22 protein-coding genes are annotated in these 25,298 nt (G+C 59.3%); 21 read left to right on the forward strand and 1 reads right to left on the reverse strand.

Going from position 1 to position 25,298, the window contains the following annotated elements; genetic code table 11:
• Positions 1-52 precede the first annotated feature (52 nt).
• From rseP to ispD, 16 genes are all read left to right on the forward strand, one after another.
• A complete protein-coding gene (rseP, locus tag AB7M23_RS11635; RefSeq protein ID WP_330522083.1) occupies positions 53-1,405 on the forward strand; it encodes a sigma E protease regulator RseP in 1,353 nt (450 codons plus the stop codon).
• A 74-nt stretch (positions 1,406-1,479) separates the two neighbouring features.
• Entirely contained in the window at positions 1,480-3,828 is a 2,349-nt protein-coding gene (gene bamA, locus AB7M23_RS11640) for an outer membrane protein assembly factor BamA (RefSeq protein WP_102052869.1), read from the forward strand.
• A 44-nt stretch (positions 3,829-3,872) separates the two neighbouring features.
• Positions 3,873-4,376 carry an OmpH family outer membrane protein gene (locus AB7M23_RS11645; RefSeq protein ID WP_099773723.1) on the forward strand — a complete coding sequence of 168 codons (504 nt, stop codon included), beginning with the start codon at positions 3,873-3,875 and terminating at the stop codon, positions 4,374-4,376.
• A 1-nt stretch (position 4,377) separates the two neighbouring features.
• Positions 4,378-5,433: a UDP-3-O-(3-hydroxymyristoyl)glucosamine N-acyltransferase gene (lpxD, locus tag AB7M23_RS11650; protein WP_454240877.1), complete on the forward strand. Its 1,056-nt coding sequence runs from the start codon at positions 4,378-4,380 to the stop codon at positions 5,431-5,433.
• Between the two features lie 111 nt (positions 5,434-5,544).
• Positions 5,545-5,985: a 3-hydroxyacyl-ACP dehydratase FabZ gene (gene fabZ / locus AB7M23_RS11655; RefSeq protein ID WP_099773725.1), complete on the forward strand. Its 441-nt coding sequence runs from the start codon at positions 5,545-5,547 to the stop codon at positions 5,983-5,985.
• The gene (gene lpxA, locus AB7M23_RS11660; RefSeq protein ID WP_409276514.1) at positions 5,982-6,758 is read left to right on the forward strand and encodes an acyl-ACP--UDP-N-acetylglucosamine O-acyltransferase; all 777 of its coding nucleotides are present in this window, start codon (positions 5,982-5,984) and stop codon (positions 6,756-6,758) included. The genes fabZ and lpxA overlap by 4 nt, the downstream gene beginning before the upstream one ends.
• Positions 6,759-6,760: 2 nt before the next feature.
• Positions 6,761-7,888, forward strand: a complete 1,128-nt coding sequence (gene lpxB / locus AB7M23_RS11665) for a lipid-A-disaccharide synthase (RefSeq protein WP_330522086.1) — start codon at positions 6,761-6,763, stop codon at positions 7,886-7,888.
• A complete protein-coding gene (gene rnhB / locus AB7M23_RS11670) occupies positions 7,889-8,518 on the forward strand; it encodes a ribonuclease HII (RefSeq protein WP_099773728.1) in 630 nt (209 codons plus the stop codon).
• Between the two features lie 104 nt (positions 8,519-8,622).
• Positions 8,623-12,144: a DNA polymerase III subunit alpha gene (gene dnaE, locus AB7M23_RS11675; protein ID WP_454240878.1), complete on the forward strand. Its 3,522-nt coding sequence runs from the start codon at positions 8,623-8,625 to the stop codon at positions 12,142-12,144.
• A 98-nt stretch (positions 12,145-12,242) separates the two neighbouring features.
• The gene (gene accA, locus AB7M23_RS11680) at positions 12,243-13,190 is read left to right on the forward strand and encodes an acetyl-CoA carboxylase carboxyl transferase subunit alpha (RefSeq protein ID WP_099773730.1); all 948 of its coding nucleotides are present in this window, start codon (positions 12,243-12,245) and stop codon (positions 13,188-13,190) included.
• Positions 13,191-13,290: 100 nt separating this feature from the next.
• Complete coding sequence (gene tilS / locus AB7M23_RS11685) at positions 13,291-14,598, forward strand: tRNA lysidine(34) synthetase TilS (protein ID WP_099773731.1); 1,308 nt, start codon at positions 13,291-13,293, stop codon at positions 14,596-14,598.
• A 271-nt stretch (positions 14,599-14,869) separates the two neighbouring features.
• Positions 14,870-16,498, forward strand: a complete 1,629-nt coding sequence (locus AB7M23_RS11690; RefSeq protein WP_099773732.1) for a CTP synthase — start codon at positions 14,870-14,872, stop codon at positions 16,496-16,498.
• Between the two features lie 3 nt (positions 16,499-16,501).
• Positions 16,502-17,347 carry a 3-deoxy-8-phosphooctulonate synthase gene (gene kdsA / locus AB7M23_RS11695; protein ID WP_099773733.1) on the forward strand — a complete coding sequence of 282 codons (846 nt, stop codon included), beginning with the start codon at positions 16,502-16,504 and terminating at the stop codon, positions 17,345-17,347.
• A 159-nt stretch (positions 17,348-17,506) separates the two neighbouring features.
• On the forward strand, positions 17,507-18,796 hold the full coding sequence (eno, locus tag AB7M23_RS11700) for a phosphopyruvate hydratase (RefSeq protein ID WP_099773734.1): 1,290 nt from the start codon (positions 17,507-17,509) through the stop codon (positions 18,794-18,796).
• 160 nt (positions 18,797-18,956) lie between these two features.
• Positions 18,957-19,235, forward strand: a complete 279-nt coding sequence (gene ftsB / locus AB7M23_RS11705) for a cell division protein FtsB (protein WP_099773735.1) — start codon at positions 18,957-18,959, stop codon at positions 19,233-19,235.
• Positions 19,232-19,939, forward strand: coding sequence for a 2-C-methyl-D-erythritol 4-phosphate cytidylyltransferase (gene ispD / locus AB7M23_RS11710; RefSeq protein ID WP_099773736.1), 708 nt, complete (start codon positions 19,232-19,234; stop codon positions 19,937-19,939). Before ftsB ends, ispD begins: the two co-directional genes overlap by 4 nt.
• A 26-nt stretch (positions 19,940-19,965) precedes the next feature.
• Here the strand turns inward: ispD and AB7M23_RS11715 are convergent, their stop codons facing one another.
• Positions 19,966-20,865: a LysR substrate-binding domain-containing protein gene (locus AB7M23_RS11715; RefSeq protein WP_099773737.1), complete on the reverse strand. Its 900-nt coding sequence runs from the start codon at positions 20,863-20,865 to the stop codon at positions 19,966-19,968.
• A gap of 108 nt (positions 20,866-20,973) precedes the next feature.
• Here AB7M23_RS11715 and AB7M23_RS11720 point away from each other — a divergent pair, with 108 nt between their 5' ends.
• The 5 genes from AB7M23_RS11720 (at position 20,974) to surE (ending at position 25,279) form a co-directional block, all read left to right on the forward strand.
• Positions 20,974-22,086 (forward strand): S-(hydroxymethyl)glutathione dehydrogenase/class III alcohol dehydrogenase, encoded by a 1,113-nt coding sequence (locus AB7M23_RS11720; protein ID WP_454240879.1) that lies wholly within the window; start codon positions 20,974-20,976, stop codon positions 22,084-22,086.
• An 8-nt stretch (positions 22,087-22,094) separates the two neighbouring features.
• On the forward strand, positions 22,095-22,937 hold the full coding sequence (gene fghA / locus AB7M23_RS11725) for an S-formylglutathione hydrolase (RefSeq protein WP_099773739.1): 843 nt from the start codon (positions 22,095-22,097) through the stop codon (positions 22,935-22,937).
• 76 nt (positions 22,938-23,013) lie between these two features.
• Positions 23,014-23,487, forward strand: a complete 474-nt coding sequence (gene ispF, locus AB7M23_RS11730; RefSeq protein ID WP_099773740.1) for a 2-C-methyl-D-erythritol 2,4-cyclodiphosphate synthase — start codon at positions 23,014-23,016, stop codon at positions 23,485-23,487.
• Positions 23,484-24,542, forward strand: a complete 1,059-nt coding sequence (gene truD / locus AB7M23_RS11735) for a tRNA pseudouridine(13) synthase TruD (RefSeq protein ID WP_102052862.1) — start codon at positions 23,484-23,486, stop codon at positions 24,540-24,542. The genes ispF and truD overlap by 4 nt, the downstream gene beginning before the upstream one ends.
• On the forward strand, positions 24,530-25,279 hold the full coding sequence (surE, locus tag AB7M23_RS11740; RefSeq protein WP_099773742.1) for a 5'/3'-nucleotidase SurE: 750 nt from the start codon (positions 24,530-24,532) through the stop codon (positions 25,277-25,279). Before truD ends, surE begins: the two co-directional genes overlap by 13 nt.
• The last annotated feature ends 19 nt before the right edge of the window (positions 25,280-25,298 follow it).

The raw sequence follows: 25,298 nt of genomic DNA on the forward strand, positions 1-25,298 counted from the left end.
CGCGCTTCATGGCGCAGCGTCAGCGTCCGATGAACGTCATTCGGAGAGAGACATGAGTGCGCTCTATATGATTATCGGCACCCTGGTTGCATTGGGTGTGCTGGTCACCTTTCACGAGTTCGGTCACTTCTGGGTGGCGCGCCGCTGCGGCGTCAAGGTTTTGCGTTTTTCAGTGGGTTTCGGTCTGCCACTGTTTCGCTGGCATGATCGGCACGGCACTGAGTTTGTGGTCGCGGCGATCCCGTTGGGTGGCTACGTCAAGATGCTCGATGAGCGAGAGGGTGAGGTGCCGCCCGATCAGCTGGATCAGTCGTTCAATCGAAAGTCGGTGCGCCAGCGCATCGCTATCGTCGCAGCCGGCCCAATTGCCAATTTTTTGCTCGCCATTCTGTTTTTCTGGGTGCTGGCCATGTTGGGCAGCCAGCAGGTGCGCCCGGTCATTGGTGCAGTCGAGGCCGATAGTATTGCTGCGGCTGCCGGTCTGGGCGCCGGTCAGGAAGTCATTGCCGTAGACGGCGAGTCGATCAACGGTTGGGCTGCGGTCAATCTCCAGTTGATCCGTCGCCTTGGTGAGACCGGTTCGCTGCAGGTGACGGTCAGGGAAGAGGGCAGCAATGCTGAGAGCACCCATGTGCTCAAGCTCGATAAGTGGCTAAAGGGTGCTGATGAGCCGGACCCGATCAATTCCCTGGGGATTCGTCCGTGGCGTCCTGCGTTGCCGCCAGTGTTGGCCGAGCTCGACCCTAAAGGCCCCGCTCAGGCTGCGGGCCTGAAACCCGGTGATCGTCTGCTGGCACTCGATGGTCAGGCGGTGAATGAGTGGCAGCAGGTGGTCGACAAGGTGCGCAGTCGTGCCGGCGGTCGCGTAACGCTGAGCGTTGAGCGCGATGGTGCCACGCTGGAGTTGCCGGTGAACCTGGCCACGCGTGGCGAAGGCAAGGCTGCCAGTGGTTATCTTGGTGCTGGGGTGAAGGCAGTCGAATGGCCGCCAAGCATGCTGCGCGAGGTGCGTTACGGGCCGCTTGCAGCGGTTGGCGAAGGGCTTTCTCGCACGTGGAACATGAGTGTTCTGACCCTGGATTCGCTCAAGAAAATGCTGTTCGGCGAGCTCTCGGTAAAAAACTTGAGCGGACCGATAACCATTGCTAAAGTGGCGGGCGCTTCGGCCCAGTCCGGTGTAGGTGATTTCCTTAATTTCCTCGCCTATCTGAGCATTAGCCTGGGGGTTCTGAATTTGCTGCCTATTCCAGTGTTGGATGGGGGGCATTTGCTGTTTTACCTGATCGAGTGGGCGCGTGGTCGCCCGCTCTCTGATCGGGTGCAAGGTTGGGGAATCCAGATCGGTATCAGTTTGGTAGTCGGGGTGATGTTGCTCGCCCTGATCAACGATTTGGGTCGTCTGTAACGCTTCGCTCAATTGCGAACCCGCCGTCTTTCGCGGAGGGTCGTTTATTGCCAGTTGGAATAAGAAAGGACTTCATGAAACGTCTGCTGCTAACTGCGGTTCTCGCCGTACTGATGATCGCTGAAGTTCACGCCGAGTCCTTCACCATCTCCGATATCCGTGTCAATGGCCTGCAGCGGGTTTCCGCTGGCAGCGTGTTTGGCGCATTGCCGTTGAACGTCGGTGACGACGCCGATGACCGCCGTCTGGTGGAGTCCACCCGTGCGTTGTTCAAAACCGGCTTCTTTCAGGACATCCAACTGGGGCGTGAAGGCAACGTTTTGATCATCAATGTGGTCGAGCGTCCTTCGGTTTCGAGTATCGAGATCGATGGTAACAAGGCCATCAGTACCGAGGACCTGCTCAAGGGCTTGAAACAGTCCGGGCTGTCCGAAGGTGAAATCTTCCAGCGCGCAACCCTCGAAGGTGTGCGTAACGAGTTGCAGCGTCAGTATGTTGCCCAGGGTCGTTATTCGGCTGAGGTTGACACTGAGGTTGTACCGCAGCCGCGTAACCGCGTAGCACTGAAGATCAAGATCAACGAAGGCACCGTTGCGGCGATTCAGCACATCAACGTGGTTGGTAATACCGTCTTCTCCGATGAAGAGCTGGCCAGCCTGTTCGAGCTCAAGACCACCAACTGGCTGTCGTTCTTCAAGAACGATGACAAGTACGCTCGCGAAAAACTCTCGGGTGACCTGGAGCGTCTGCGCTCCTACTACCTGGACCGCGGCTATATCAACATGGATATTGCCTCCACCCAGGTATCCATCACCCCAGACAAGAAACACGTCTATATCACGGTGAACGTCAACGAAGGCGAGAAGTACACCGTGCGTGACGTCAAGCTGTCCGGCGACCTGAAGGTGCCGGAAGACCAGGTCAAGGCACTGCTGCTGGTGCAACCAGGGCAGGTGTTTTCGCGTAAGGTGATGACCACCACCTCCGAACTGATCACCCGTCGTCTGGGTAACGAAGGCTACACCTTCGCCAACGTTAACGGCGTACCCCAGCCGCATGACGATGACAAGACTGTCGACATCACCTTTGTAGTCGACCCGGGCAAGCGTGCTTACGTCAACCGCATCAACTTCCGTGGTAATACCAAGTCCGAGGATGAGGTACTGCGTCGTGAAATGCGCCAGATGGAAGGCGGTTGGGCATCGACCTACCTGATTGATCAATCCAAGACGCGTCTGGAACGTTTGGGCTTTTTCAAGGAAGTGAACGTTGAAACCCCGGCAGTTCCGGGTACCGATGACCAGGTAGACGTCAACTACAGTGTAGAAGAGCAGGCTTCCGGTTCGATTACCGCCAGCGTTGGTTTCGCTCAGAGTGCCGGCCTGATCCTTGGCGGTTCGATCAGCCAGAACAACTTCCTCGGTACCGGTAACAAGGTTTCCATTGGCCTGACCCGTAGTGAGTACCAGAGTCGTTACAACTTCAGCTTTGTAGACCCTTACTGGACTGCCGATGGCGTCAGCCTGGGCTACAACGCGTTCTATCGCACCACTGACTACCAGGATCTGGATGTCGACGTTGCCAGCTATGCCGTGGACAGTCTCGGTGCCGGTGTCAGCGTTGGTTACCCGATCAGTGAAACTTCGCGTTTGACCTTCGGCCTGACTGCACAGCAGGATGAGATCAAGACTGGTCGTTACACCGTTGACGAGATCTTCGATTTCGTCAAACAGGAGGGCGACAAGTACCTGAACTTCAAGGCATCCGCAGGTTGGTCCGAATCGACCCTGAACAAGGGCGTGCTGGCTACCCGTGGCCACTCACAAAGCCTGGTGCTCGAGGCGACCACGCCAGGTAGCGACCTGTCGTTCTTCAAGCTGGACTACCGTGGCCAGATGTTCAAGCCGATCACCAACGACTACACACTGCGGCTGCATACCGAGCTCGGCTACGGAGACGGCTTCGGTTCTACCGAGGGCCTGCCGTTCTACGAGAACTACTATGCAGGTGGCTTCAACTCGGTTCGTGGCTTCAAGGACAGCAGTCTTGGCCCGCGCAGTACGCCAAGTACCGGCAAGAACCCAGGCACGATTGCTGACCCGGATCAGGATCCCTTGCCGTTCGGTGGTAACGTCCTTGTACAGGGTGGTGTCGAGTTGCTGTTCCCTCTACCGTTCGTCAAGGATCAGCGCTCCCTGCGCACCTCGGTTTTCTGGGATGTGGGTAACGTGTTTGACACGCAATGCGGTTCTCAACCGGACTGTGAAAAGGTTGGCCTTTCCGGGCTGGCCAGTTCCGTTGGTTTGGGCGTGACCTGGATCACGGCGCTTGGCCCGCTGAGCTTCAGTCTGGCGATGCCGGTCAAAGAGCCGGACAGCGCCGATACCCAGGTGTTCCAATTCTCTCTGGGCCAGACCTTCTAAGGGTCTGATCCTTGTAACGACAACGGATTCTGTAGGAGTGCATCGTGCGTAAGTTGACTCAACTGGCTGTTCTGGCCGCAGCCCTGGTTGCGACCCCGGCGTTCGCCGAAATGAAAATCGCCGTGCTGAACTATCAGATGGCATTGCTGGAGTCGGATGCGGCGAAGAAGTACGCCGTTGATGCCGAGAAGAAATTCGGCCCTCAGTTGACCAAGCTGAAAAATCTGGAGAGCAGCGCCAAGGGTATCCAGGACCGCCTGGTCAAGGGTGGCGACAAGATGCCTCAAGGTGAGCGTGAGCGCCTGGAGCTTGAGTTCAAGCAGAAAGCACGTGACTTCCAGTTCCAGTCCAAGGAGTTGAACGAGGCCAAGGCAGTCGCTGATCGTGACATGCTCAAGCAACTGAAACCTAAGCTGGATGGTGCTGTTGAGGAAGTCATCAAGAAAGGTGCTTTCGACCTGGTGCTTGAGCGCGGCGCGGTAATCGATGTCAAACCTCAATACGACATCACCCGCCAAGTCATCGAGCGCATGAACCAGTCCCGCTGATATGGCATTCAGTATGAAGCTGGGGCAACTGGCAGAGTTTCTCGGGGCGACGCTCAGTGGCCCCGCTGAGCTTGAAATCGTCGGTCTGGCAACCTTGCAGGATGCCGGTCCGGGGCAGTTGAGCTTCCTGGCCAACCCTCAGTACCGCAAGTACCTGGGTGAGAGCCATGCCGCTGCGCTGTTGCTCAAGGCAAGCGATGCTGAAGGTTTTGCCGGTCACGCACTGATCGTGCCTGACCCTTATCTTGCGTATGCGCGCATTTCCCACCTGTTTGATCCCAAACCAAAGGCTGTGGCGGGAGTTCATCCCAGCGCCGTGGTGGCTGCGGACGCTCAGGTGGATGCGAGCGCCAGTATTGGAGCCTTCGCTGTTATCGAAAGCGGTGCGCAGATCGGCCCGGGTGTGACCGTTGGCGCACAGTGTTATATCGGTGCACGTTGCGTGATTGGCGAGGGTGGTTGGCTCGCACCCAAGGTGACCCTGTATCATGACGTGCGCATTGGCAAGCGTGTCGTGATTCAGTCGGGTGCCGTGTTGGGTGGCGAAGGTTTCGGCTTTGCCAACGAGAAGGGTGTCTGGCAGAAAATCGCGCAGATTGGTGGTGTGACAATCGGCGATGATGTCGAGATTGGTGTCAACACCGCTATTGATCGTGGTGCCTTGGCCGATACCTGTATTGGCAATGGCGTCAAACTCGACAACCAGATCCAGATTGCGCACAACGTTCAGATCGGCGATCACACGGCCATGGCGGCTTGTGTCGGCATTTCCGGCAGTACCAAGATCGGCAAGCATTGCACGATCGCAGGCGGCGTCGGCATGGTCGGTCATATCGATGTCTGCGATGGTGTGTTCGTTTCCGGTATGACGATGGTCACCCGCTCAATCACTGAGCCGGGCGCCTACTCCTCCGGTACGGCCATGCAGCCGTTGGCAGAGTGGCGCAAGAGCGCGGCGCGAATTCGCCAGTTGGATGAGATGGCAAAGCGCCTCGTCCAGGTGGAAAAGCGCGTCGACACCGTGACCTCGGACGGCAAAGCTTCATCAGAAGGCTGATACCATTTCCTGATCAGGCGTGCTCAACTGCTGGATAGCCGCCTTGATTTGCAAAAGGAGCGTTAAACCAAGGTTTACGCTCCCTATCTTTACTACAGGCTTCCCCCCGAAATGATGGACATCAACGAGATTCGCGAATACCTGCCTCACCGTTACCCGTTCCTGTTGGTGGACCGGGTAGTGGACTTGGACGTAGAGGCTCAGCGCATTCGTGCCTACAAGAATGTCAGCATCAACGAGCCTTTCTTCAATGGTCACTTCCCGGCGCACCCGATCATGCCGGGCGTATTGATCATCGAGGCCATGGCCCAGGCAGCCGGTATCCTCGGCTTCAAGATGCTCGACGTCAAACCTGCGGACGGTACCCTGTATTACTTCGTGGGGTCCGACAAGCTGCGCTTCCGTCAGCCGGTTCTGCCGGGCGATCAGCTGATTCTTGAAGCCAAGTTCATCAGTTGCAAGCGCCAGATCTGGAAGTTCGATTGCCAGGCTTCGGTGGACGGCAAGCCTGTCTGCTCGGCTGAGATCATCTGCGCGGAACGTAAACTATGAGTTTGATTGACCCTCGGGCAATCATCGACCCTTCGGCCAAGCTGGCCGAAGGCGTTGAGGTCGGCCCCTGGTCGATTATCGGCGCAAATGTCGAGATCGGGGAGGGGACCGTTGTCGGTCCGCATGTGATTATCAAAGGGCCAACCCGTATTGGTCGGCATAATCGCATCTATCAGTTTTCCTCTGTTGGCGAAGATACCCCTGATCTGAAATACAAGGGCGAACCTACCCGTCTGGTCATTGGCGATCACAATGTGATTCGCGAGGGTGTGACGATCCATCGCGGCACCGTACAAGACCGTTCGGAGACCACGCTGGGTGATCACAACCTGATCATGGCCTATGCTCACATCGGTCACGACAGCGTAATTGGCAACCATTGCATTCTGGTTAACAACACTGCATTGGCCGGCCATGTGCATGTCGATGATTGGGCGATACTCTCCGGCTTCACGCTGGTTCACCAGTTCTGCCATATCGGTGCTCACAGCTTCTCCGGTATGGGTACGGCAATTGGCAAGGATGTACCGGCTTTTGTGACGGTGTTTGGCAACCCTGCTGAAGCACGCAGCATGAACTTCGAGGGCATGCGCCGTCGTGGTTTCAGTGACGACGCCATCCATGCGCTACGCCGCGCTTACAAGGTGGTCTATCGTCAAGGACTGACGGTCGAGCAGGCCATCGTCGAGCTCGCCGAGTCGGCCAGCCAATTCCCTGAAGTCGACCTGTTCCTCACGTCGATCAAGAACTCCACTCGCGGCATCACCCGCTGACCATGGCGCAGCTTTGTGTAGCGCTGGTGGCCGGTGAGGCCAGTGGCGATATCCTGGGTGCGGGCCTGATGCGCGCATTGAAGACCCGTCACCCGGATATTCGCTTCATCGGCGTAGGCGGCCCATTGATGCAGGCCGAGGGCCTGGATTCGTATTTCCCGATGGAACGCTTGGCTGTCATGGGCCTGGTTGAGGTGCTTGGGCGCCTGCGCGAACTGCTCAAGCGGCGCAAGGCGCTGATCCAGACACTGATCGCCGAAAAGCCCGATGTGTTCATCGGTATCGATGCCCCGGACTTTACGCTCAATATCGAACTGAAGCTGCGCCAGGTCGGAATCAAGACGGTGCATTACGTCAGCCCGTCCGTTTGGGCCTGGCGTCAGAAGCGTGTGTTGAAGATTCGCGAAGGTTGCGACCTTATGCTCACCCTGTTGCCCTTCGAGGCGAAGTTCTACGAAGAGCAGGGCGTTCCGGTGCGTTTCGTCGGTCATCCGTTGGCCGATACTATCGATCTTGAGTGCGACCGCAGTGCTGCTCGCGCTCAGTTGGGGTTGCCGGATGGGCCGCTGGTGGCCTTGATGCCGGGTAGCCGTGGTGGTGAGGTAGGCCGTCTGGGCGCGTTGTTCCTGGATGCCGCGCAACGCCTGAGGGAGCGTGTCCCGGATGTGCGCTTCGTTTCCCCTTGCGCCAACGCGCTGCGTCGTGAACAGCTCGAGCAAATGCTGGTTGGTCGTGATCTGCCGGTAACCTTGCTCGACGGTCAGTCGCATCAGGCCTTGGCGGCCTGTGATGCCGTGTTGATTGCTTCCGGTACCGCCACCCTTGAAGCGCTACTGTTCAAGCGGCCAATGGTCGTTGCCTATCGCCTGGCGCCGTTGACCTACTGGATTCTCAAGCGTCTGGTGAAAAGCCCGTACGTCTCGCTGCCTAACTTGCTGGCCCAGCGCCTGTTGGTGCCGGAACTGTTGCAGGATGCAGCGACGCCCGAGGCGCTGGCAGAGACGTTGCTGCCGTTGCTTGCCGATGGCCGTGGACAGACCGACAGCTTTGATCAGATTCACCGTACGCTGCGCCGTGACGCCTCCAATCAGGCGGCTGAAGCGGTGCTGGCCTTGCTGGAAAAACGATAAATGCAAATGGGACTGGACTTCAATCTGGTCGAGGACCTTGTCGCCGGTGTTGACGAGGTCGGTCGTGGGCCTCTGTGTGGCGCGGTGGTCACCGCTGCGGTGATCCTGGACCCGAAGCGGCCGATTCTTGGCCTGAATGACTCGAAAAAACTCACCGAAGCTCGTCGTGAAAAGCTCTTCGACGAAATCTGTGAAAAGGCGCTCAGCTTTTGCATTGCCCGGGCCGAGGTCGAAGAAATTGATCAACTGAACATCCTGCATGCCACCATGTTGGCCATGCAGCGTGCGGTAGAGGGGTTGCATATCACCCCGAAACTGGCGTTGATCGACGGTAACCGCTGCCCCAAGCTCGATGTACCGGCGGCGCCGGTGGTCAAGGGTGATAGCCAGGTGCCTGCAATTGCGGCGGCCTCGATCCTGGCCAAGGTCACGCGCGACCGCGAGATGGCAGCCTTCGAGAAAGTCTACCCCGGCTACGGCATTGGCGGGCATAAGGGCTACCCGACACCTGTGCATCTTGAAGCACTGGCCCGGCTGGGCCCGACCCCCATTCATCGGCGCTCATTCGCGCCGGTGCGTGCCGCCTTCGAGGCCCGCGAGATACAGGCTGGCGGTTTCCCGGATATCTGACCGCTTGACCATTCATTTTTGGCCAGTGTTCTGCACTGGCTGATGTTTCGCTCAAGGCCCGGTACAATCCGGGCCTTGTTGTTTTGCGCTGCTATAGGATCATCATGTCGGCTTCCTTCGTTCATCTTCGCCTGCACACCGAATACTCGCTGGTCGATGGCCTGGTGCGCATCAAGCCGCTGGTCAAGGCGTTGGCCGGGATGAACATGCCGGCAGTCGCGGTCACTGACCAGAGCAACATGTGTTCGCTGGTCAAGTTCTACAAGGCAGCCATGGGCGCGGGCGTCAAGCCGATCTGTGGCGCCGACCTGTGGCTGGCAAGCGCGGACCCGGATGCGCCTCTGGCACGCATCTGCTTTTTGGCGATGGATGCCCAGGGTTATCGCAACCTCACCGAGTTGATTTCCCGCGGTTGGATGGACGGGCAGCGCAATGGTCTGGTTATCATCGAGCGTGACTGGATTGCCCAGGCCAGCGAAGGTCTGATTGCCCTCTCTGCGGCCCGCGAAGGCGATATCGGCATGGCATTGCTCGCGGGTAATCCCGACGAGGCAGAACGCCTGCTGCGTGACTGGATGGCAATGTTCCCGGAGCGCTTCTATGTGGAAGTGCAACGCACTAACCGCACGGGTGACGAAGAATACCTGCACGCTGCGGTGGCCCTGGCTGACAAGCTCGGCGCGCCGCTGGTGGCGACCAACGATGTACGGTTCATCAAACAGTCGGACTTCGATGCGCATGAAACGCGCGTCTGCATCGGCGAAGGTCGGGCGCTGGATGACCCGCGCCGCTCGCGTAACTACAGTGATCAGCAATACCTGAAAAGCCCGGCGGAAATGGCCGAGCTGTTCAGTGATCTGCCTGAGGCGCTGGAGAACACGGTTGAAATTGCCAAGCGCTGCAATATCCAGGTGCAGTTGGGTAAATACTTCCTGCCGGACTTCCCGACGCCCAATGGCATGTCCATCGACGACTACCTGCGTCATGTATCACATGAGGGCCTGGAAGAGCGTCTGGCGGTGTTGTGGCCCAAAGAGACCACGCCCGACTATGAGACGAAGCGCCAGACCTACCTGGACCGGCTGAAGTTCGAACTCGACATCATCATCCAGATGGGGTTCCCGGGTTACTTCCTGATCGTTATGGACTTCATCAAGTGGGCCAAGAACAACGGCGTGCCGGTAGGCCCTGGCCGTGGGTCGGGTGCGGGCTCACTGGTGGCTTACGTTCTGAAGATCACCGACCTCGATCCGCTGGCTTACGACTTGCTGTTTGAGCGGTTCCTCAACCCTGAACGGATCTCCATGCCCGACTTCGACGTCGACTTCTGCATGGACGGTCGTGACCGGGTGATTGACTATGTGGCCGAAGCCTATGGGCGCAATGCGGTAAGCCAGATCATTACCTTTGGCACCATGGCGGCAAAGGCGGTAGTGCGAGACGTGGCGCGGGTGCAGGGCAAGTCTTACGGCCTTGCCGACCGGTTGTCGAAGATGATCCCGTTCGAAGTCGGCATGACCCTGGAAAAGGCCTACGAGCAGGAGGAGATGCTGCGCGACTTCCTCAAGAGCGATGAGGAAGCCCAGGAGATCTGGGACATGGCCCTGAAGCTTGAAGGGGTTACGCGCGGCACGGGCAAGCACGCCGGTGGTGTGGTGATCGCCCCGACCAAGCTGACCGACTTCTCGCCGATTGCCTGTGACGAAGAGGGCGGCGGCCTGGTAACCCAGTTCGACAAGGACGATGTCGAGGCGGCGGGCCTGGTGAAGTTCGACTTCCTCGGCTTGCGTACCCTGACCATCATCAAATGGGCGATGGAGACGATCAACCGTGAGCAGGCCAAGAACGGCCTGGACGATCTGAACATCGATTTCATCCCGCTTGACGACAGAAAGACCTTCGAACTGCTGCAAAAAGCCGAAACGACGGCAGTGTTCCAGCTTGAATCGCGGGGTATGAAAGAGCTGATCAAAAAGCTCAAGCCCGACTGCCTGGAAGACCTCATTGCACTGGTTGCGCTGTTCCGTCCCGGCCCGCTGCAGTCGGGCATGGTGGACGACTTCATCAACCGTAAGCACGGCCGCGCCGAGCTGGCCTATCCGCACCCGGACTACCAGTACGAAGGCCTGAAGCCGGTGCTGGCGCCTACCTACGGCATCATCCTGTATCAGGAACAGGTGATGCAGATCGCTCAGGTCATGGCGGGTTACACCCTGGGTGGCGCGGACATGCTCCGTCGGGCCATGGGCAAGAAAAAGCCCGAGGAGATGGCCAAGCAGCGCGGCGGTTTCATCGAAGGGTGTGCGAACAACAATATCGATGCTGAGCTTGCCGGTAACATCTTTGACCTGGTAGAGAAGTTCGCCGGTTACGGCTTCAACAAATCTCACTCGGCGGCCTATGGCCTGGTGTCGTACCAGACCGCCTGGCTCAAGACCCACTACCCGGCACCGTTCATGGCGGCGGTGCTCTCGGCGGATATGCACAACACCGACAAGGTGGTCACGCTGATCGAGGAAGTGCGCAGCATGAAGCTGCGTCTGGACGCCCCGGACGTTAACACTTCGGACTTCAAGTTCACGGTCAATGACGACGGTCGGATTGTCTACGGCCTGGGCGCGATCAAGGGTGTTGGTGAAGGGCCGGTAGAAGCCATTGTCGAGGCTCGCGCCGATGGTCCGTTCAAGGATCTGTTCGATTTCTGCGAGCGCGTGGACCTCAAACGCATCAACAAGCGCACCCTCGATGCACTGGTTCGTAGCGGCGCGCTGGATCGCCTGGGGCCTTATTTTCATGACGAGCTCAAGGCCTACCAGGCCAACATCGACCGCAACCGTGCGGTACTGCTGGCGGCCATGGAGGAGGCAATCAAGTCGGCGGAGCAGACTGCGCGTACCCATGACAGCGGCCACGCCGATCTGTTTGGGGGGCTGTTCGTCGAGGAAGACGCCGACGTTTATGCCAATCACCGCAAGGCCCGAGAACTCACCCTCAAGGAGCGCCTGCGGGGCGAGAAAGATACCCTTGGCCTCTATCTGACCGGGCACCCGATCGATGAGTATGAAGGTGAGATTCGTCGTTTCGCGCGCCAGCGGATCATTGATCTGAAGCCTGCCCGTGACACCCAGACCGTCGCGGGCATGATCATCGCCCTGCGGGTGATGAAGAACAAGAAAGGCGACAAGATGGGCTTTGTGACCCTTGACGACCGTTCCGGACGGATCGAGGCGTCCTTGTTCGCCGATGCATTCCATTCTGCTCAGGCATTGTTGCAGACCGACGCAATGGTCGTGGTTGAAGGTGAGGTCAGTAACGATGACTTCTCCGGCGGCTTGCGCCTGCGGGTCAAGCGCGTCATGAGCATGGAAGATGCGCGTACCAACCTGGCTGAAAGCCTGCGCCTGAAGGTGCGTAGTGATGCGCTCAAAGGTGATCGGTTGACCTGGTTGGGTGAGCTGTTCAAGCGTCATCGTGGCGCCTGCCCGATCACATTGGAGTACACCGGAACCGATGCCAAGGCCTTGCTGCAGTTCGGCGAGGGCTGGCGTATCGATCCGGCCGATGGCTTGATCCAGGCACTGCGTGACCAGTTCGGACGTGAGAACGTCTTTTTGCAATATCGATGAATTTTTAATCTCGACCTGAATGCGCCCGATCCCTTAAGGTAGGGCGCCAAACGGATCAACCGGCCGGCCGCCTGGCCGTCGACCCAAGACGGAAGCCTATGAACCCGAATTTTCTGGATTTCGAACAGCCGATTGCTGACCTGCAAGCCAAGATCGAAGAGCTGCGCCTGGTTGGTAACGACAACTCGCTGAACATTGGCGAAGAAATTTCGCGCCTGCAGGACAAGAGTAGCGCCCTGACTGCCAGCATCTTCAACAATCTGACCAGTTGGCAGATTGCACGAATGGCTCGTCATCCGCGTCGTCCTTACACCCTGGACTACATCGAGCACATCTTCACCGAGTTCGACGAACTGCACGGTGACCGTCACTTCTCCGACGATGCCGCCATTGTTGGTGGTGTCGCCCGCCTGGACGGTCGGCCAGTCATGGTCATCGGTCATCAGAAAGGCCGCGAAGTGCGCGAGAAAGTTCGCCGCAACTTCGGTATGCCGCGCCCTGAAGGCTACCGCAAGGCGTGCCGCCTGATGGAAATGGCCGAGCGGTTCAAGATGCCGATCCTCACCTTCATCGACACGCCAGGTGCTTACCCGGGTATCGACGCTGAAGAGCGCAACCAAAGCGAAGCCATTGCCTGGAACCTGCGCGTCATGGCACGTCTTAAAACCCCGATCATCGCCACCGTTATCGGTGAAGGTGGTTCCGGTGGTGCGTTGGCCATTGGTGTCTGCGACCAACTGAACATGTTGCAATACTCCACCTATTCGGTGATCTCGCCAGAAGGCTGCGCGTCGATTCTCTGGAAAACCTCCGAGAAGGCCGCTGATGCTGCCGAGGCCATGGGCATTACCGCCGAGCGCCTGAAAGGCCTGGGTATTGTCGACAAGGTCATTGCCGAGCCACTGGGTGGTGCTCACCGTGATCCAGCGGCGGCGGCGGCTTCGATCCGTGGCGAGTTGCTTGAGCAACTGGACATGCTGAAGAAGTTCGATAACGACGCGCTGCTCAAGCGTCGTTACGATCGTCTGATGAGCTACGGGCTCTGATCTGAAGGCATCGGTGCCCCGCTTGCAGGTATGCCAGGCTTCTTTCAGGGGCTGGCATGCCGGTGAACGCGTGCAGAGCGCTCGCTGACGAGGTGCCCCGATGACTGATCTCCCTACCAGGCTGCTTGCCAGCCTGGCACCCTGGCGCAACGCACCGTCCTGGTGTGTTGCGCTATCCGGTGGGCTGGACTCCAGTGTCCTGCTTCATCTGCTGGCGCTGTTGTCCCGCCAGCATGCCTTGCCCCCTCTACGTGCCATCCACATCCATCACGGCCTTCAGGCCGCTGCTGACGCGTGGCCGCAGCTTTGCCAGCAACGCTGCGACGCGCTCGGTATTGAGCTTCAGGTCATTCATGTCACGGTAGCGCCGGGTGCGAGCCTGGAGCAGGGCGCAAGGGATGCACGCTACCGGGCGTTTGCTGAAGCATTGCGCCCTGCTGAGGTGTTGTTGACGGCTCAACACCGTGAGGATCAGGCTGAAACCGTACTGTTTCGGTTGCTGCGTGGCGCTGGTGTGCGAGGGTTGGCGGCGATGCCGGTGCAGCGCCCATTGGGTGCGGGGCGCTTGGTGCGTCCACTTTTGGCGGTTGGGCGCGAAGAACTGGAGCGTTATGCGGCGCAGCAGGGGCTGGAGTGGATCGACGATCCCTCCAACACCGATTGTCGCTTCTCACGTAATTACTTGCGCCATGACGTGTTTCCGGTGTTGACCCGGCGCTGGCCTCAGGCGGCACAAAGCCTTGCACGCAGCGCTGCTCACCTCGAGGAAGCCCGCGTATTGCTTGAGGAACTGGCGCAGCAGGATCTGCTACAGGCCCGAACGGCTAGTGGTTTTGAATGGCTGGCATTGCCTTCGTTGGATTTGCCGACACTCCGGGCGCTTTCCCCGGCGCGCCAGCGCAACGCGTTGCAGTCCTGGCTGGCTGAGTACACTCGTTTACCCGACAGCCGGCACTGGGCTGGGTGGGAGAGCGTGCGGGATGCGGCCGACGGCAGTCGTGCCCTTTGGCGTCTCACCGATGGTGAGTTGCACCGTTGCGGCGATCGGATCTGGTGGTTGGCAGGTGACTGGCTTAAACCGCAGCCACCGACTCAGCCCTGGCGTGATCCTGGTCGACCACTGGCGTTGATCGATAACGGCTGTGTCCGTATAAGTGGTGGAGTGCCGCAGGGCTTAGTGCAGATTCGCTATCGTCAGGGCGGTGAAATGCTTCAGGTGCCAGGCCGAGGCCAGCGCGATCTCAAGCGTTTGCTCAACGAGCAGCATTTGCCGCTGTTCGTGCGCGCTCGGCTACCCTTACTGTTCGAGGGTGAGCGTCTGTTGGCAGTAGCGAACCTGCCTTCGCTGGCGCAGGACCAGTGGCAATTGCACTGGTCAGCACCGACGAACGCGCAAGGTTTGAGATGAAGGGCAGTTTCGGGTAGACTACGCTCCCTTCTTGATACAGCTTCTGTGACTTCATCGAAATCACGGGAGTTGCCGATTACCAAGCAGTTTTTTGCTGGGCGATTCTAAAAATGTTTAGCGAGCTCCTTACCGGGTTTTTTACCCCCGGTCTGTCCAGACGCGGCAGTTTTTTAAGATGCACTGTGATTGACGCAGGTGATCGGGGGCTTCGGCCTTCCTTCGCTTTCCCCGGCGGCGCAGACCGCTTTAACGCAGACTTCTAGGGTTTTTCATGACGCGCTACATATTCGTCACGGGCGGTGTTGTTTCTTCATTGGGGAAAGGCATTGCCTCGGCTTCATTGGCGGCCATCCTGGAGGCGCGGGGGCTCAAGGTCACCATGCTCAAGCTGGACCCGTACATCAACGTCGACCCGGGCACCATGAGCCCGTTCCAGCACGGTGAGGTGTTCGTCACCCACGACGGCGCCGAGACCGACCTGGACCTGGGCCACTATGAGCGGTTCATCCGCACGACCATGACCCAGAACAACAACTTCACCACCGGGCGTGTCTACGAGCACGTGCTGCGCAAGGAGCGCCGTGGTGATTATCTGGGCGCGACCATCCAGGTCATTCCGCACATCACCGACGAGATCAAGCGTCGCATCATCAAGGGCGCCGGCGATGCCGACGTGGCCCTGGTGGAAATCGGCGGTACTGTGGGTGACATTGAGTCGCAACCGTTCCTCGAAGCGATCCGTCAGCTGCGTGTTGAAGTAGGCTCCAAGCGCGCCATGCTGATGCACCTGACGCTGGTTCCGTACATTGCCACTGCCGGTGAGACCAAAACCAAGCCGACTCAGCATTCGGTCAAGGAGCTGCGCTCCATTGGTCTGCAGCCAGACGTACTGATTTGCCGCTCCGACCACCCGGTCGATGTGTCTTCTCGTCGCAAGATTGCCCTGTTCACCAACGTTGAAGAGCGTGCGGTGATCTCCCTGGAAGACGTCGACACCATCTACAAGATCCCGGCCGTACTGCACGCCCAGGGTCTGGATGATTTCGTCGTCGAGCGTTTCGGCCTGCAATGCAACGGTGCCGACCTGTCCGAGTGGGAAAAGGTTGTCGACGCCAAGCTCAACCCCGAGCATGAAGTCACCATCGCCATGGTCGGTAAGTACATGGAACTGCTGGACGCGTACAAGTCGCTGATCGAAGCGATGAGCCACGCCGGCATCCAGAACCGCACCAAGGTCAACCTGCGCTACATCGACTCCGAAGACATCGAGAACCAGGGCACAGGCCTGCTCGAAGGTGCTGACGCCATCCTGGTACCCGGTGGTTTCGGTCTGCGCGGTGTCGAAGGCAAGATCACTGCCGTTCAGTACGCCCGTGAGAACAAGGTGCCTTACCTGGGCATCTGCCTGGGCATGCAGGTTGCCGTGATCGAATTCGCGCGTAACGTCATGGGCTGGAAAGACGCCAACTCCACCGAGTTCGATCGCAACAGCGGTCACCCGGTTGTCGGTTTGATCACCGAGTGGGCTGACGCTACCGGCGCCGTCGAAACCCGTACCGAAACTTCCGACCTGGGCGGCACCATGCGCCTTGGCGCTCAAGAGTGCCAGTTGGAGGGCGGTTCCAAGGTTCATGACTGCTATGGCAAGGACGTCATTGTCGAGCGTCATCGCCACCGCTATGAAGTGAACAACAACCTGTTGCCGCAGTTGATCGAAGCTGGCCTGAAAGTGTCCGGTCGTTCCGGCGACGGCGCACTGGTTGAAGTTGTCGAGGCCAAGGATCATCCATGGTTCGTCGCTTGCCAGTTCCACCCGGAGTTCACCTCCACGCCACGTGATGGCCACCCACTGTTCAGTGGTTTCGTGAAGGCGGCACTGGCACAACGGAACAAAGGCTGATCCATGACCCAGAAGATCATTCGCGTCGGTAACATCGAGATCGCCAACGACAAGCCAATGGTGCTGTTCGGTGGTATGAACGTGCTGGAAAGTCGTGACCTGGCGCTCAAGGTCTGCGAAGAGTACGTGCGGGTGACCGAGAAGCTCGGTATCCCTTACGTGTTCAAGGCCAGCTTCGACAAGGCCAACCGTTCTTCGATCAATTCGTATCGTGGGCCGGGCCTGGAAGAGGGCATGCGGATTTTCGAGGACGTGAAGAAAGCGTTCGGCGTGCCCGTTATCACTGACGTGCATGAGCCGGACCAGGCTGCCACGGTGGCCAAGGTCTGCGACATCATCCAGTTGCCGGCCTTTCTGTCGCGTCAAACCGATCTGGTCGTGGCCATGGCCAAGACCGGCGCTGTGATCAATATCAAGAAAGCCCAGTTCCTCGCACCGCAGGAGATGAAGCACATCCTGACCAAGTGCGAGGAGGCCGGTAACGACCAGTTGATCCTCTGCGAGCGTGGTTCCAGCTTCGGCTATAACAACCTGGTGGTGGACATGCTGGGCTTCGGTATCATGAAGCAGTTTGAATACCCGGTGTTCTTCGACGTCACCCACGCCCTGCAAATGCCGGGCGGCCGCGCCGATTCGGCCGGTGGTCGTCGTGCCCAGGTCACCGACCTCGCCAAGGCTGGCATCAGCCAAGGCCTGGCAGGTCTGTTCCTGGAGGCCCATCCGGATCCGGACAACGCCAAGTGCGATGGTCCATGCGCCCTGCGCCTGGACAAACTGGAGCCATTCCTGGCCCAGCTTAAGCAGCTGGATGATCTGGTTAAGAGTTTTCCGACGGTAGAAACCGCGTAATCCTCATTTCTCCGGTAAAGTACCGCACGCTCAACCCCTGACCAACCGGTCAGGGTTCTCTCCCCGCCAGGCTTGCCTTGCCTGTTTTTCCTTGTCTGGCGGCGGGCAAAGATTTTTCTCAGCTGCGTTGTTTTCGTCAATTTTGGAGTGCTTACAACAATGGCAAAGATCGTCGACATCAAAGGTCGTGAAGTTCTCGATTCGCGTGGTAACCCCACCGTCGAAGCGGACGTACTGCTCGACAACGGCATCATCGGCAGTGCCTGTGCGCCGTCCGGTGCTTCCACTGGCTCGCGTGAAGCGCTCGAGCTGCGTGATGGCGACAAGAGCCGTTACATGGGCAAGGGCGTGCTGAAAGCCGTTGCCAACATCAATGGCCCGATCCGCGACCTGCTGCTGGGCAAAGACCCAAGCGACCAGAAAGCCCTCGACCACGCGATGATCGAGCTGGACGGTACCGAGAACAAGGCCAAGCTGGGCGCCAACGCCATCCTGGCTGTCTCCCTGGCTGCCGCCAAGGCGGCTGCTCAGGACCAGGATCTGCCGCTGTACGCGCACATCGCCAACCTGAACGGTACCCCAGGCCAGTACTCCATGCCTGTGCCAATGATGAACATCATCAACGGTGGCGAGCACGCGGATAACAACGTCGACATCCAGGAGTTCATGGTTCAGCCGGTTGGCGCCAAGACCTTCTCCGACGCACTGCGCATGGGCACCGAGATCTTCCACCACCTCAAAGCCGTGCTGAAGGCCCGTGGCCTGAACACTGCGGTAGGTGACGAAGGCGGTTTCGCACCAAACCTGGCGTCCAACGAAGATGCACTGTCGGCTATCGCCGAAGCTGTGGCCAATGCAGGCTACAAACTGGGCACCGACGTGACCCTGGCACTGGACTGCGCTTCCAGCGAATTCTTCGAAGACGGCAAGTACAACCTGTCGGGTGAAGGCAAGTCGTTCGACGCCAACGGTTTCGCCGACTACCTGAAAGGCCTGACCGAGCGCTTCCCGATCATCTCCATCGAAGACGGCATGGACGAGTCCGACTGGGCTGGCTGGAAAGCCCTGACCGACAAGATTGGTGAGAAGGTACAACTGGTCGGTGACGATCTGTTCGTTACCAACACCAAGATCCTGAAGGAAGGCATCGACAAGAAGATCGCCAACTCCATCCTGATCAAGTTCAACCAGATCGGCACGCTGACCGAGACCCTGGAAGCCATCCAGATGGCCAAGGCTGCAGGCTACACCGCCGTGATTTCGCACCGCTCCGGTGAAACTGAAGACTCGACCATTGCCGACCTGGCTGTGGGTACTGCTGCGGGTCAGATCAAGACCGGTTCGCTGTGCCGTTCCGATCGCGTCTCCAAGTACAACCAACTGCTGCGTATCGAAGAGCAACTGGGCGCCAAAGCGGTATACCGCGGCCGTGCCGAGTTTCGTGGCTAAGCAAGAAATGGTAAAAAGACAGCAGTGTGCCGCCGATCGGTCATACTGATCGACAGCAACATGCTTGTTGCAGGCAATTGCCCACAAAGCCTGGCTTCGGCCAGGCTTCGTGCCATCAGCAACCTGCATTAAGCAGCGGTCTTTTCCACTGGATACCTCGATGCGCAGTCCCTATTGGTTGTTCCTCGTTCTGCTCTTGTTGCTTGCCGGCCTGCAGTATCGTCTGTGGGTGGGTAATGGCAGCCTGGCGCAGGTCACTGAGCTCAAGCAGCAGATCGCTGATCAGCACGCCGAGAATGAACGGTTGCTGGAGCGTAATCGCGTGCTCGATGCTGAAGTGCTGGAGTTGAAAAAAGGTATGGAGACCGTCGAAGAACGGGCGCGCCACGAACTGGGTATGGTCAAAGAGGGCGAAACCCTCTACCAGTTACCGCAATGAGCCAGTCCCTGCCTGCCTTCTGGGCAGTGATACCTGCTGCGGGCGTTGGTGCCCGAATGGCAGCCGATCGCCCCAAGCAGTACTTGCAGTTGGGCGGCCGGACAATCCTCGAGCATAGCCTCGACTGTTTTCTAGACCACCCCTGCCTCAAGGGCGTGGTTGTCAGCCTCGCCGCTGACGATCCTTATTGGCCAGGTCTTCGCTGCGCCGTTGATGCTCGTATCCAGCGTGCAGCCGGTGGTCGTGAGCGGGCCGACTCGGTGCTCAATGCGTTGCTGTTGTTGCATGCTCAGGGGGCTGACGACGCCGACTGGGTGCTGGTGCATGACGCTGCGCGACCGAACCTGGCACGTACCGACCTGGATCGGCTACTGGCCGAACTTGCCGATGATCCTGTGGGTGGATTGCTGGCCGTACCTGCGCGAGACACGCTTAAGCGTGCAGATGCTCAGGGCCGGGTGGCCGCAACCATCGACCGCAGTACGGTCTGGCAGGCCTATACACCGCAGATGTTTCGCCTGGGTGCCCTGCACCGTGCGCTGGCCGACAGCCTGGTGGCGGACGTGGCGATCACTGATGAAGCCTCTGCTATCGAATGGTCGGGGCAGGCACCGCGACTGATCGAAGGACGTAGTGACAATATCAAGGTCACTCGCCCAGAAGACCTTGAGTGGCTGCGTCAGCGCTGGGCGCTGCGCGGCTGACTGCCAACCGCCAACCAGGCTGGCTTCTACGGGGTGCGGTACTCCGGCAGATTTGCCAATCCTTCTCGTAAGTAATCCACCAATTGACGCACCTTGGGCGACAGATGCCGTTGCTGTGGATACAGCGCCCACACGGCGGTGTTGGGGGGTTGGTGCGCTTCAAGCAGCGAAACCAGCGCACCGCTGCGCAGGTGCTCTTGCACGTAGTAGTCCGGTAGTTGGCACAAGCCTACGCCTTGCAGTGCTGCATCGAGCACCGCCTGGCCGCTGTTGCAGCGCCAGTTGCCCTGTACGCGCTGTGCGATTTCACGCCCATCCTGCTGCAAAGGCCAGCTGTCCGTACTGCCGATCAAGCAGTTGTGTCGCGCCAGTTCCGAAAGGCTGTGCGGGCGACCATAGCGCTCCAGATACGCGGGCGAGGCGCAGAGGTACATGCGCCGGGGCGCCAGGCGGCTGGCCACCAGTCGCGAGTCCTGCAGGCGCCCCAGTCGAATGGCCATGTCCATGCCTTCATGCAGCAGGTCCAGTGTACGGTTGGTCAGTTCGATATCCACCCGCAATTGCGGGTAAAGGGCCATGAAGCGGGTCACCAGCGGCACAATGAAACGCTCGCCATAGGCCACTGCGCAGGTCATGCGCAGCAGCCCCTTGGGTTCGCTGCCAAGGTCGCCCATGGCTCGCAGCGCTTCGTCCCGGCCATCTTGCAAACGCTGGCAATGTTGCAGGAACGTCTGTCCTGCCTCCGTCAGGCTGACCCTTCGGGTGCTGCGATACAACAGGCGGGTCTGCAGGCGCTCTTCGAGGCGGGCAATTTGGCGGCTGATATGGGAAGACGAAACCCCAAGGCGCTCTGCTGCTGCGGTGAACTGTCCTGATTCGGCGACGGCGACGAACTCATCGAAGCCTTCCCAGTGACTGCTTGCCATCGATTATCCCCGCTCAGCATTAATGTTTTGCGTTTGCCTGGATTATTCATCAAATGTTGATGAATTACACTTCAAGGCTGGAAACCGAACCTTTGTTGGAGAAGATTCATGATCAAGTCCCGTGCCGCCGTCGCCTTCGAGGCCAAGAAACCGCTGGAGATCGTTGAGGTCGATGTGGCCATGCCCAAGGCGGGCGAAGTGCTGCTGCGTGTAGTGGCGAGCGGTGTCTGTCACACCGATGCCTACACCCTGTCCGGCGCCGATCCGGAAGGTATCTTCCCCTCGATTCTTGGCCATGAAGGCGGTGCTATCGTCGAAGCCATTGGTGAGGGTGTCACCTCGGTCGCTGTAGGTGACCACGTGATCCCGCTGTACACCCCGGAGTGTGGCAAGTGCAAATTCTGCCTCTCTGGCAAGACCAACCTGTGCCAGGCCATTCGTGCCACTCAGGGCAAGGGCCTGATGCCTGACGGCACCACGCGCTTCTCCTACAAGGGCCAGCAACTGTTCCACTACATGGGCACCTCGACGTTCTCCGAGTACACCGTACTGCCGGAAATCTCCGTGGCCAAAATCCAGAAGGAAGCGCCGCTGGAAAAAGTCTGCCTGCTGGGCTGTGGTGTCACTACTGGTATTGGTGCAGTGCTCAATACTGCCAAGGTCAAGCCGGGCGACACCGTCGCGATTTTCGGCCTCGGTGGCATCGGCCTGTCGGCGATTATTGGTGCAGTCAAGGCCAAGGCTTCGCGCATCATTGCAGTGGACATCAACCCGGCCAAGTTCGAGATCGCCCGTCAGTTGGGTGCGACCGATTGCATCAACCCGAAAGACTATGACCGCCCGATTCAGGAGGTCATCGTTGACCTGACCGATGGTGGTGTGGACTTCTCCTTCGAGTGCATTGGCAACGTGCAACTGATGCGTGCAGCGCTGGAGTGTTGCCACAAGGGTTGGGGCGAATCCGTGATCATCGGTGTTGCTGGTGCGGGTCAGGAAATCTCGACGCGTCCGTTCCAACTGGTCACCGGTCGCGTGTGGCGCGGCTCGGCCTTCGGTGGTGTGCGTGGCCGTAGCGAACTGCCAAGCTATGTCGAGATGGCTGAAAAGGGCGAAATCCCGCTCGATACCTTCATCACCCATACCATGGGGCTTGAAGACATCAACAAGGCTTTCGACCTGATGCATGAAGGCAAGAGCATTCGCAGCGTCATCCATTTCTGAGGTCAGCCATGAGCCTGGAAAACCTATCCTGCCAAAAGAGCTTTGGTGGCTGGCACAAGCGTTATCGGCACCGCTCTGAGGTGCTGGGGTGTGACATGGTCTTTGCGGTCTACCTGCCGCCACAAGCGGAGCAGGGCGGCAAGCTGCCAGTGTTGTACTGGCTGAGCGGCTTGACCTGCACGGACGAGAATTTCATGCAGAAAGCCGGTGCGCACAAGCTGGCTGCGGAACTGGGGCTGATTATCGTTGCCCCAGACACCAGCCCGCGAGGGCCGAAGGTACCGGGTGATCCGGACGGCGCCTGGGACTTCGGTCTTGGCGCGGGCTTCTACCTCAACGCCACCGAGCAGCCGTGGGCGGAGCACTACCGCATGCACGACTATGTGGTCGAGGAGCTGCCCGCACTGGTCGAAGCGCATTTTCCCGCCTCCGACAAGCGCGGTGTCAGCGGTCACTCCATGGGAGGGCACGGGGCATTGGTTTGCGCCTTGCGCAATCCGGGTCGTTATCGCTCGGTCTCGGCGTTTGCCCCGATCAGCAACCCGATGGATTGCCCTTGGGGGCAGAAGGCGTTTTCCCGTTACCTGGGAGAGGAGCGCGCGCGTTGGCGTGAGTGGGATGCCAGCGTCTTGATTGCCGAGGCGAGCGAGCGGCTGCCATTGCTGGTCGATCAGGGTGATCGTGACGATTTCCTGGTCACTCAGCTCAAGCCGGAAGTCTTGGCCCAGGCTGCGCGTGCTGCGGATCATCCCCTGACGTTGCGCCTGCAGCCGGGGTATGACCACAGCTACTACTTCATCGCCAGCTTCATCGATGACCATCTGCGTCATCATGCCGCTGCGTTGCGCTAGGGGCTGCGGACAAATCAAGCCCAAGCCCGGGTAAAGCAGGTAGAATCACGCCCTGACTCAATCAGGGCGTTTTTCTATGCGTATTGGCCACGGCTACGATGTACATCGCTTCGCACAGGGCGATTTTATTACCTTGGGCGGTGTGCGCATTGCCCACTCTTCCGGGCTGTTGGCTCACTCCGACGGCGACGTGCTGCTGCATGCCCTGAGCGACGCCTTGCTTGGTGCGGCAGCATTGGGCGATATCGGCCGGCACTTTCCCGATACGGACCCGCAGTTCAAGGGCGCAGACAGCCGCGTGCTGTTGCGTCATGTGCTGGCCAAGGTCCAGGCCAAGGGGTGGAAAGTCGGGAATGTCGACGCAACCATCGTTGCCCAGGCTCCGAAAATGGCGCCCCATATCGAAACCATGCGCGCCCTGATTGCTGAAGACCTGCAGGTCGATATCGACCAGGTCAACGTCAAGGCCACCACCACCGAGAAGCTCGGTTTCACCGGGCGTGAAGAAGGCATTGCCGTTCACGCTGTTGCCTTGTTGCTGTCAGCATGACCGAACTTGAATTGCTTGGCCCGTGCGCATCGGGTCCATCCTTGGGGCATGCCGTGCTCAAGGCGACCGCGGAAGATTTTCAGGTCGACGAAGTACTCGATATCCCGCTCTCCGGTGACGGCGAGCACCTGTGGCTGTGGGTCGAGAAACGCGACCTCAACACCGAGGAAGCTGCCCGCCGTCTGGCTCGTGCAGCCGGCGTGCCGGTGCGTAACATCAGTTATGCCGGCCTCAAGGATCGTCAGGCCCTGACGCGCCAATGGTTCAGCCTGCACCTGCCGGGCAAGGCCGATCCGGACCTGTCTGGCGCAGAAAACGAAACCCTGCGAATCCTCAAGCGTGCCCGGCATAAGCGCAAACTGCAGCGCGGTGCGCACTCTGCCAACGGCTTCACCTTGCGCCTGACTCAACTGTCTGCAGACCCCGCTGCTCTCCAGGCTCGCCTGGAGCAGTTGCGCAGTGAGGGTGTTCCCAACTACTTCGGCACGCAGCGCTTCGGTCATAACGGCGGGAACATTGTTGATGCCCGTGACTGGGCGGCCCGCCAGGCCTTGCCGGAGCAACGCAATGTGCGGTCGCGGCTGCTTTCGGCTGCGCGCAGCTACCTGTTCAACCGGGTGCTGGCGGCCCGCGTTGCCAATGGCACCTGGAACCAGGCGCAGGTCGGTGACTTGCTGGCCTTCACCGACAGCCGCAGTTTTTTCCCGGCAGGGGAGGCTGAGTGCCAAGATCCTCGTCTTTCGATACTTGACCTGCATCCAACCGGTCCACTGTGGGGTGAGGGGCACTCTGCCACAGGTGGTGCTGTTGCTGAGTTGGAGCAGCGCATCGGCGAAGAAGAGGCGGCGTTGTGCCAATGGTTGAGCAAGGCCGGCATGAGTCACGAGCGACGCATTCTGCGGCTGCCCATTGGCGGTCTGACGTGGCATTATCCCGAGCCTGATATCCTGCAACTGGAATTCGTCCTTCCGGCCGGATGCTTCGCCACCGTTGTGGTGCGTGAACTCATCGACCTGGCGCCGGCAGGGCAGACGGACAGCCCATGCGTATTCTGATTTCAAACGATGATGGGGTTACTGCCCCCGGACTTGCCGCACTGCACGCTGCGTTGGCGGATTATGCCGAGTGTGTGGTTATTGCCCCGGATCAAGACAAAAGCGGCGCGAGCAGCTCGCTGACCCTTGACCGGCCGCTGCACCCGCAGACCCTGGCCAACGGTTACATCAGCCTCAATGGCACACCCACCGACTGCGTGCACCTGGGCCTTAATGGTCTGTTGCCGTATACCCCCGACATGGTGGTTTCGGGCATCAACCTGGGCGCCAACCTGGGCGATGATGTGTTGTATTCGGGTACGGTCGCTGCCGCACTGGAAGGGCGCTTCCTCGGTGGAACCTCGTTTGCGTTTTCGCTGTTGTCGCGTCTTCCCGACAATCTGCCAGCGGCTGCCTATATTGCCCGCAGGCTGGTCGAGGCGCAGAGCCGCCTGACATTGCCCCCGCGCACAGTGCTTAACGTCAATATTCCGAACCTCCCGCTGGAGCACATCCGTGGTATCCAGCTGACGCGTCTCGGTCACCGTGCGCGTGCAGCTGCGCCGACCAAGGTGGTTAACCCGCGCGGCAAGGAAGGCTATTGGATCGCGGTGGCTGGCGATGCTGAGGACGGCGGCCCGGGCACCGATTTTCACGCGGTGATGCAGGGCTATGTATCGATTACCCCGCTGCAGCTCGATCGCACCTTCAATGAGGCGTTTGAACAACTCGATGGTTGGTTGGAGGGTGTGCTCTGATGCGTGAGGACGATCTGGT

This window comes from Pseudomonas sp. HLS-6 TE3448 (genome assembly GCF_053629555.1).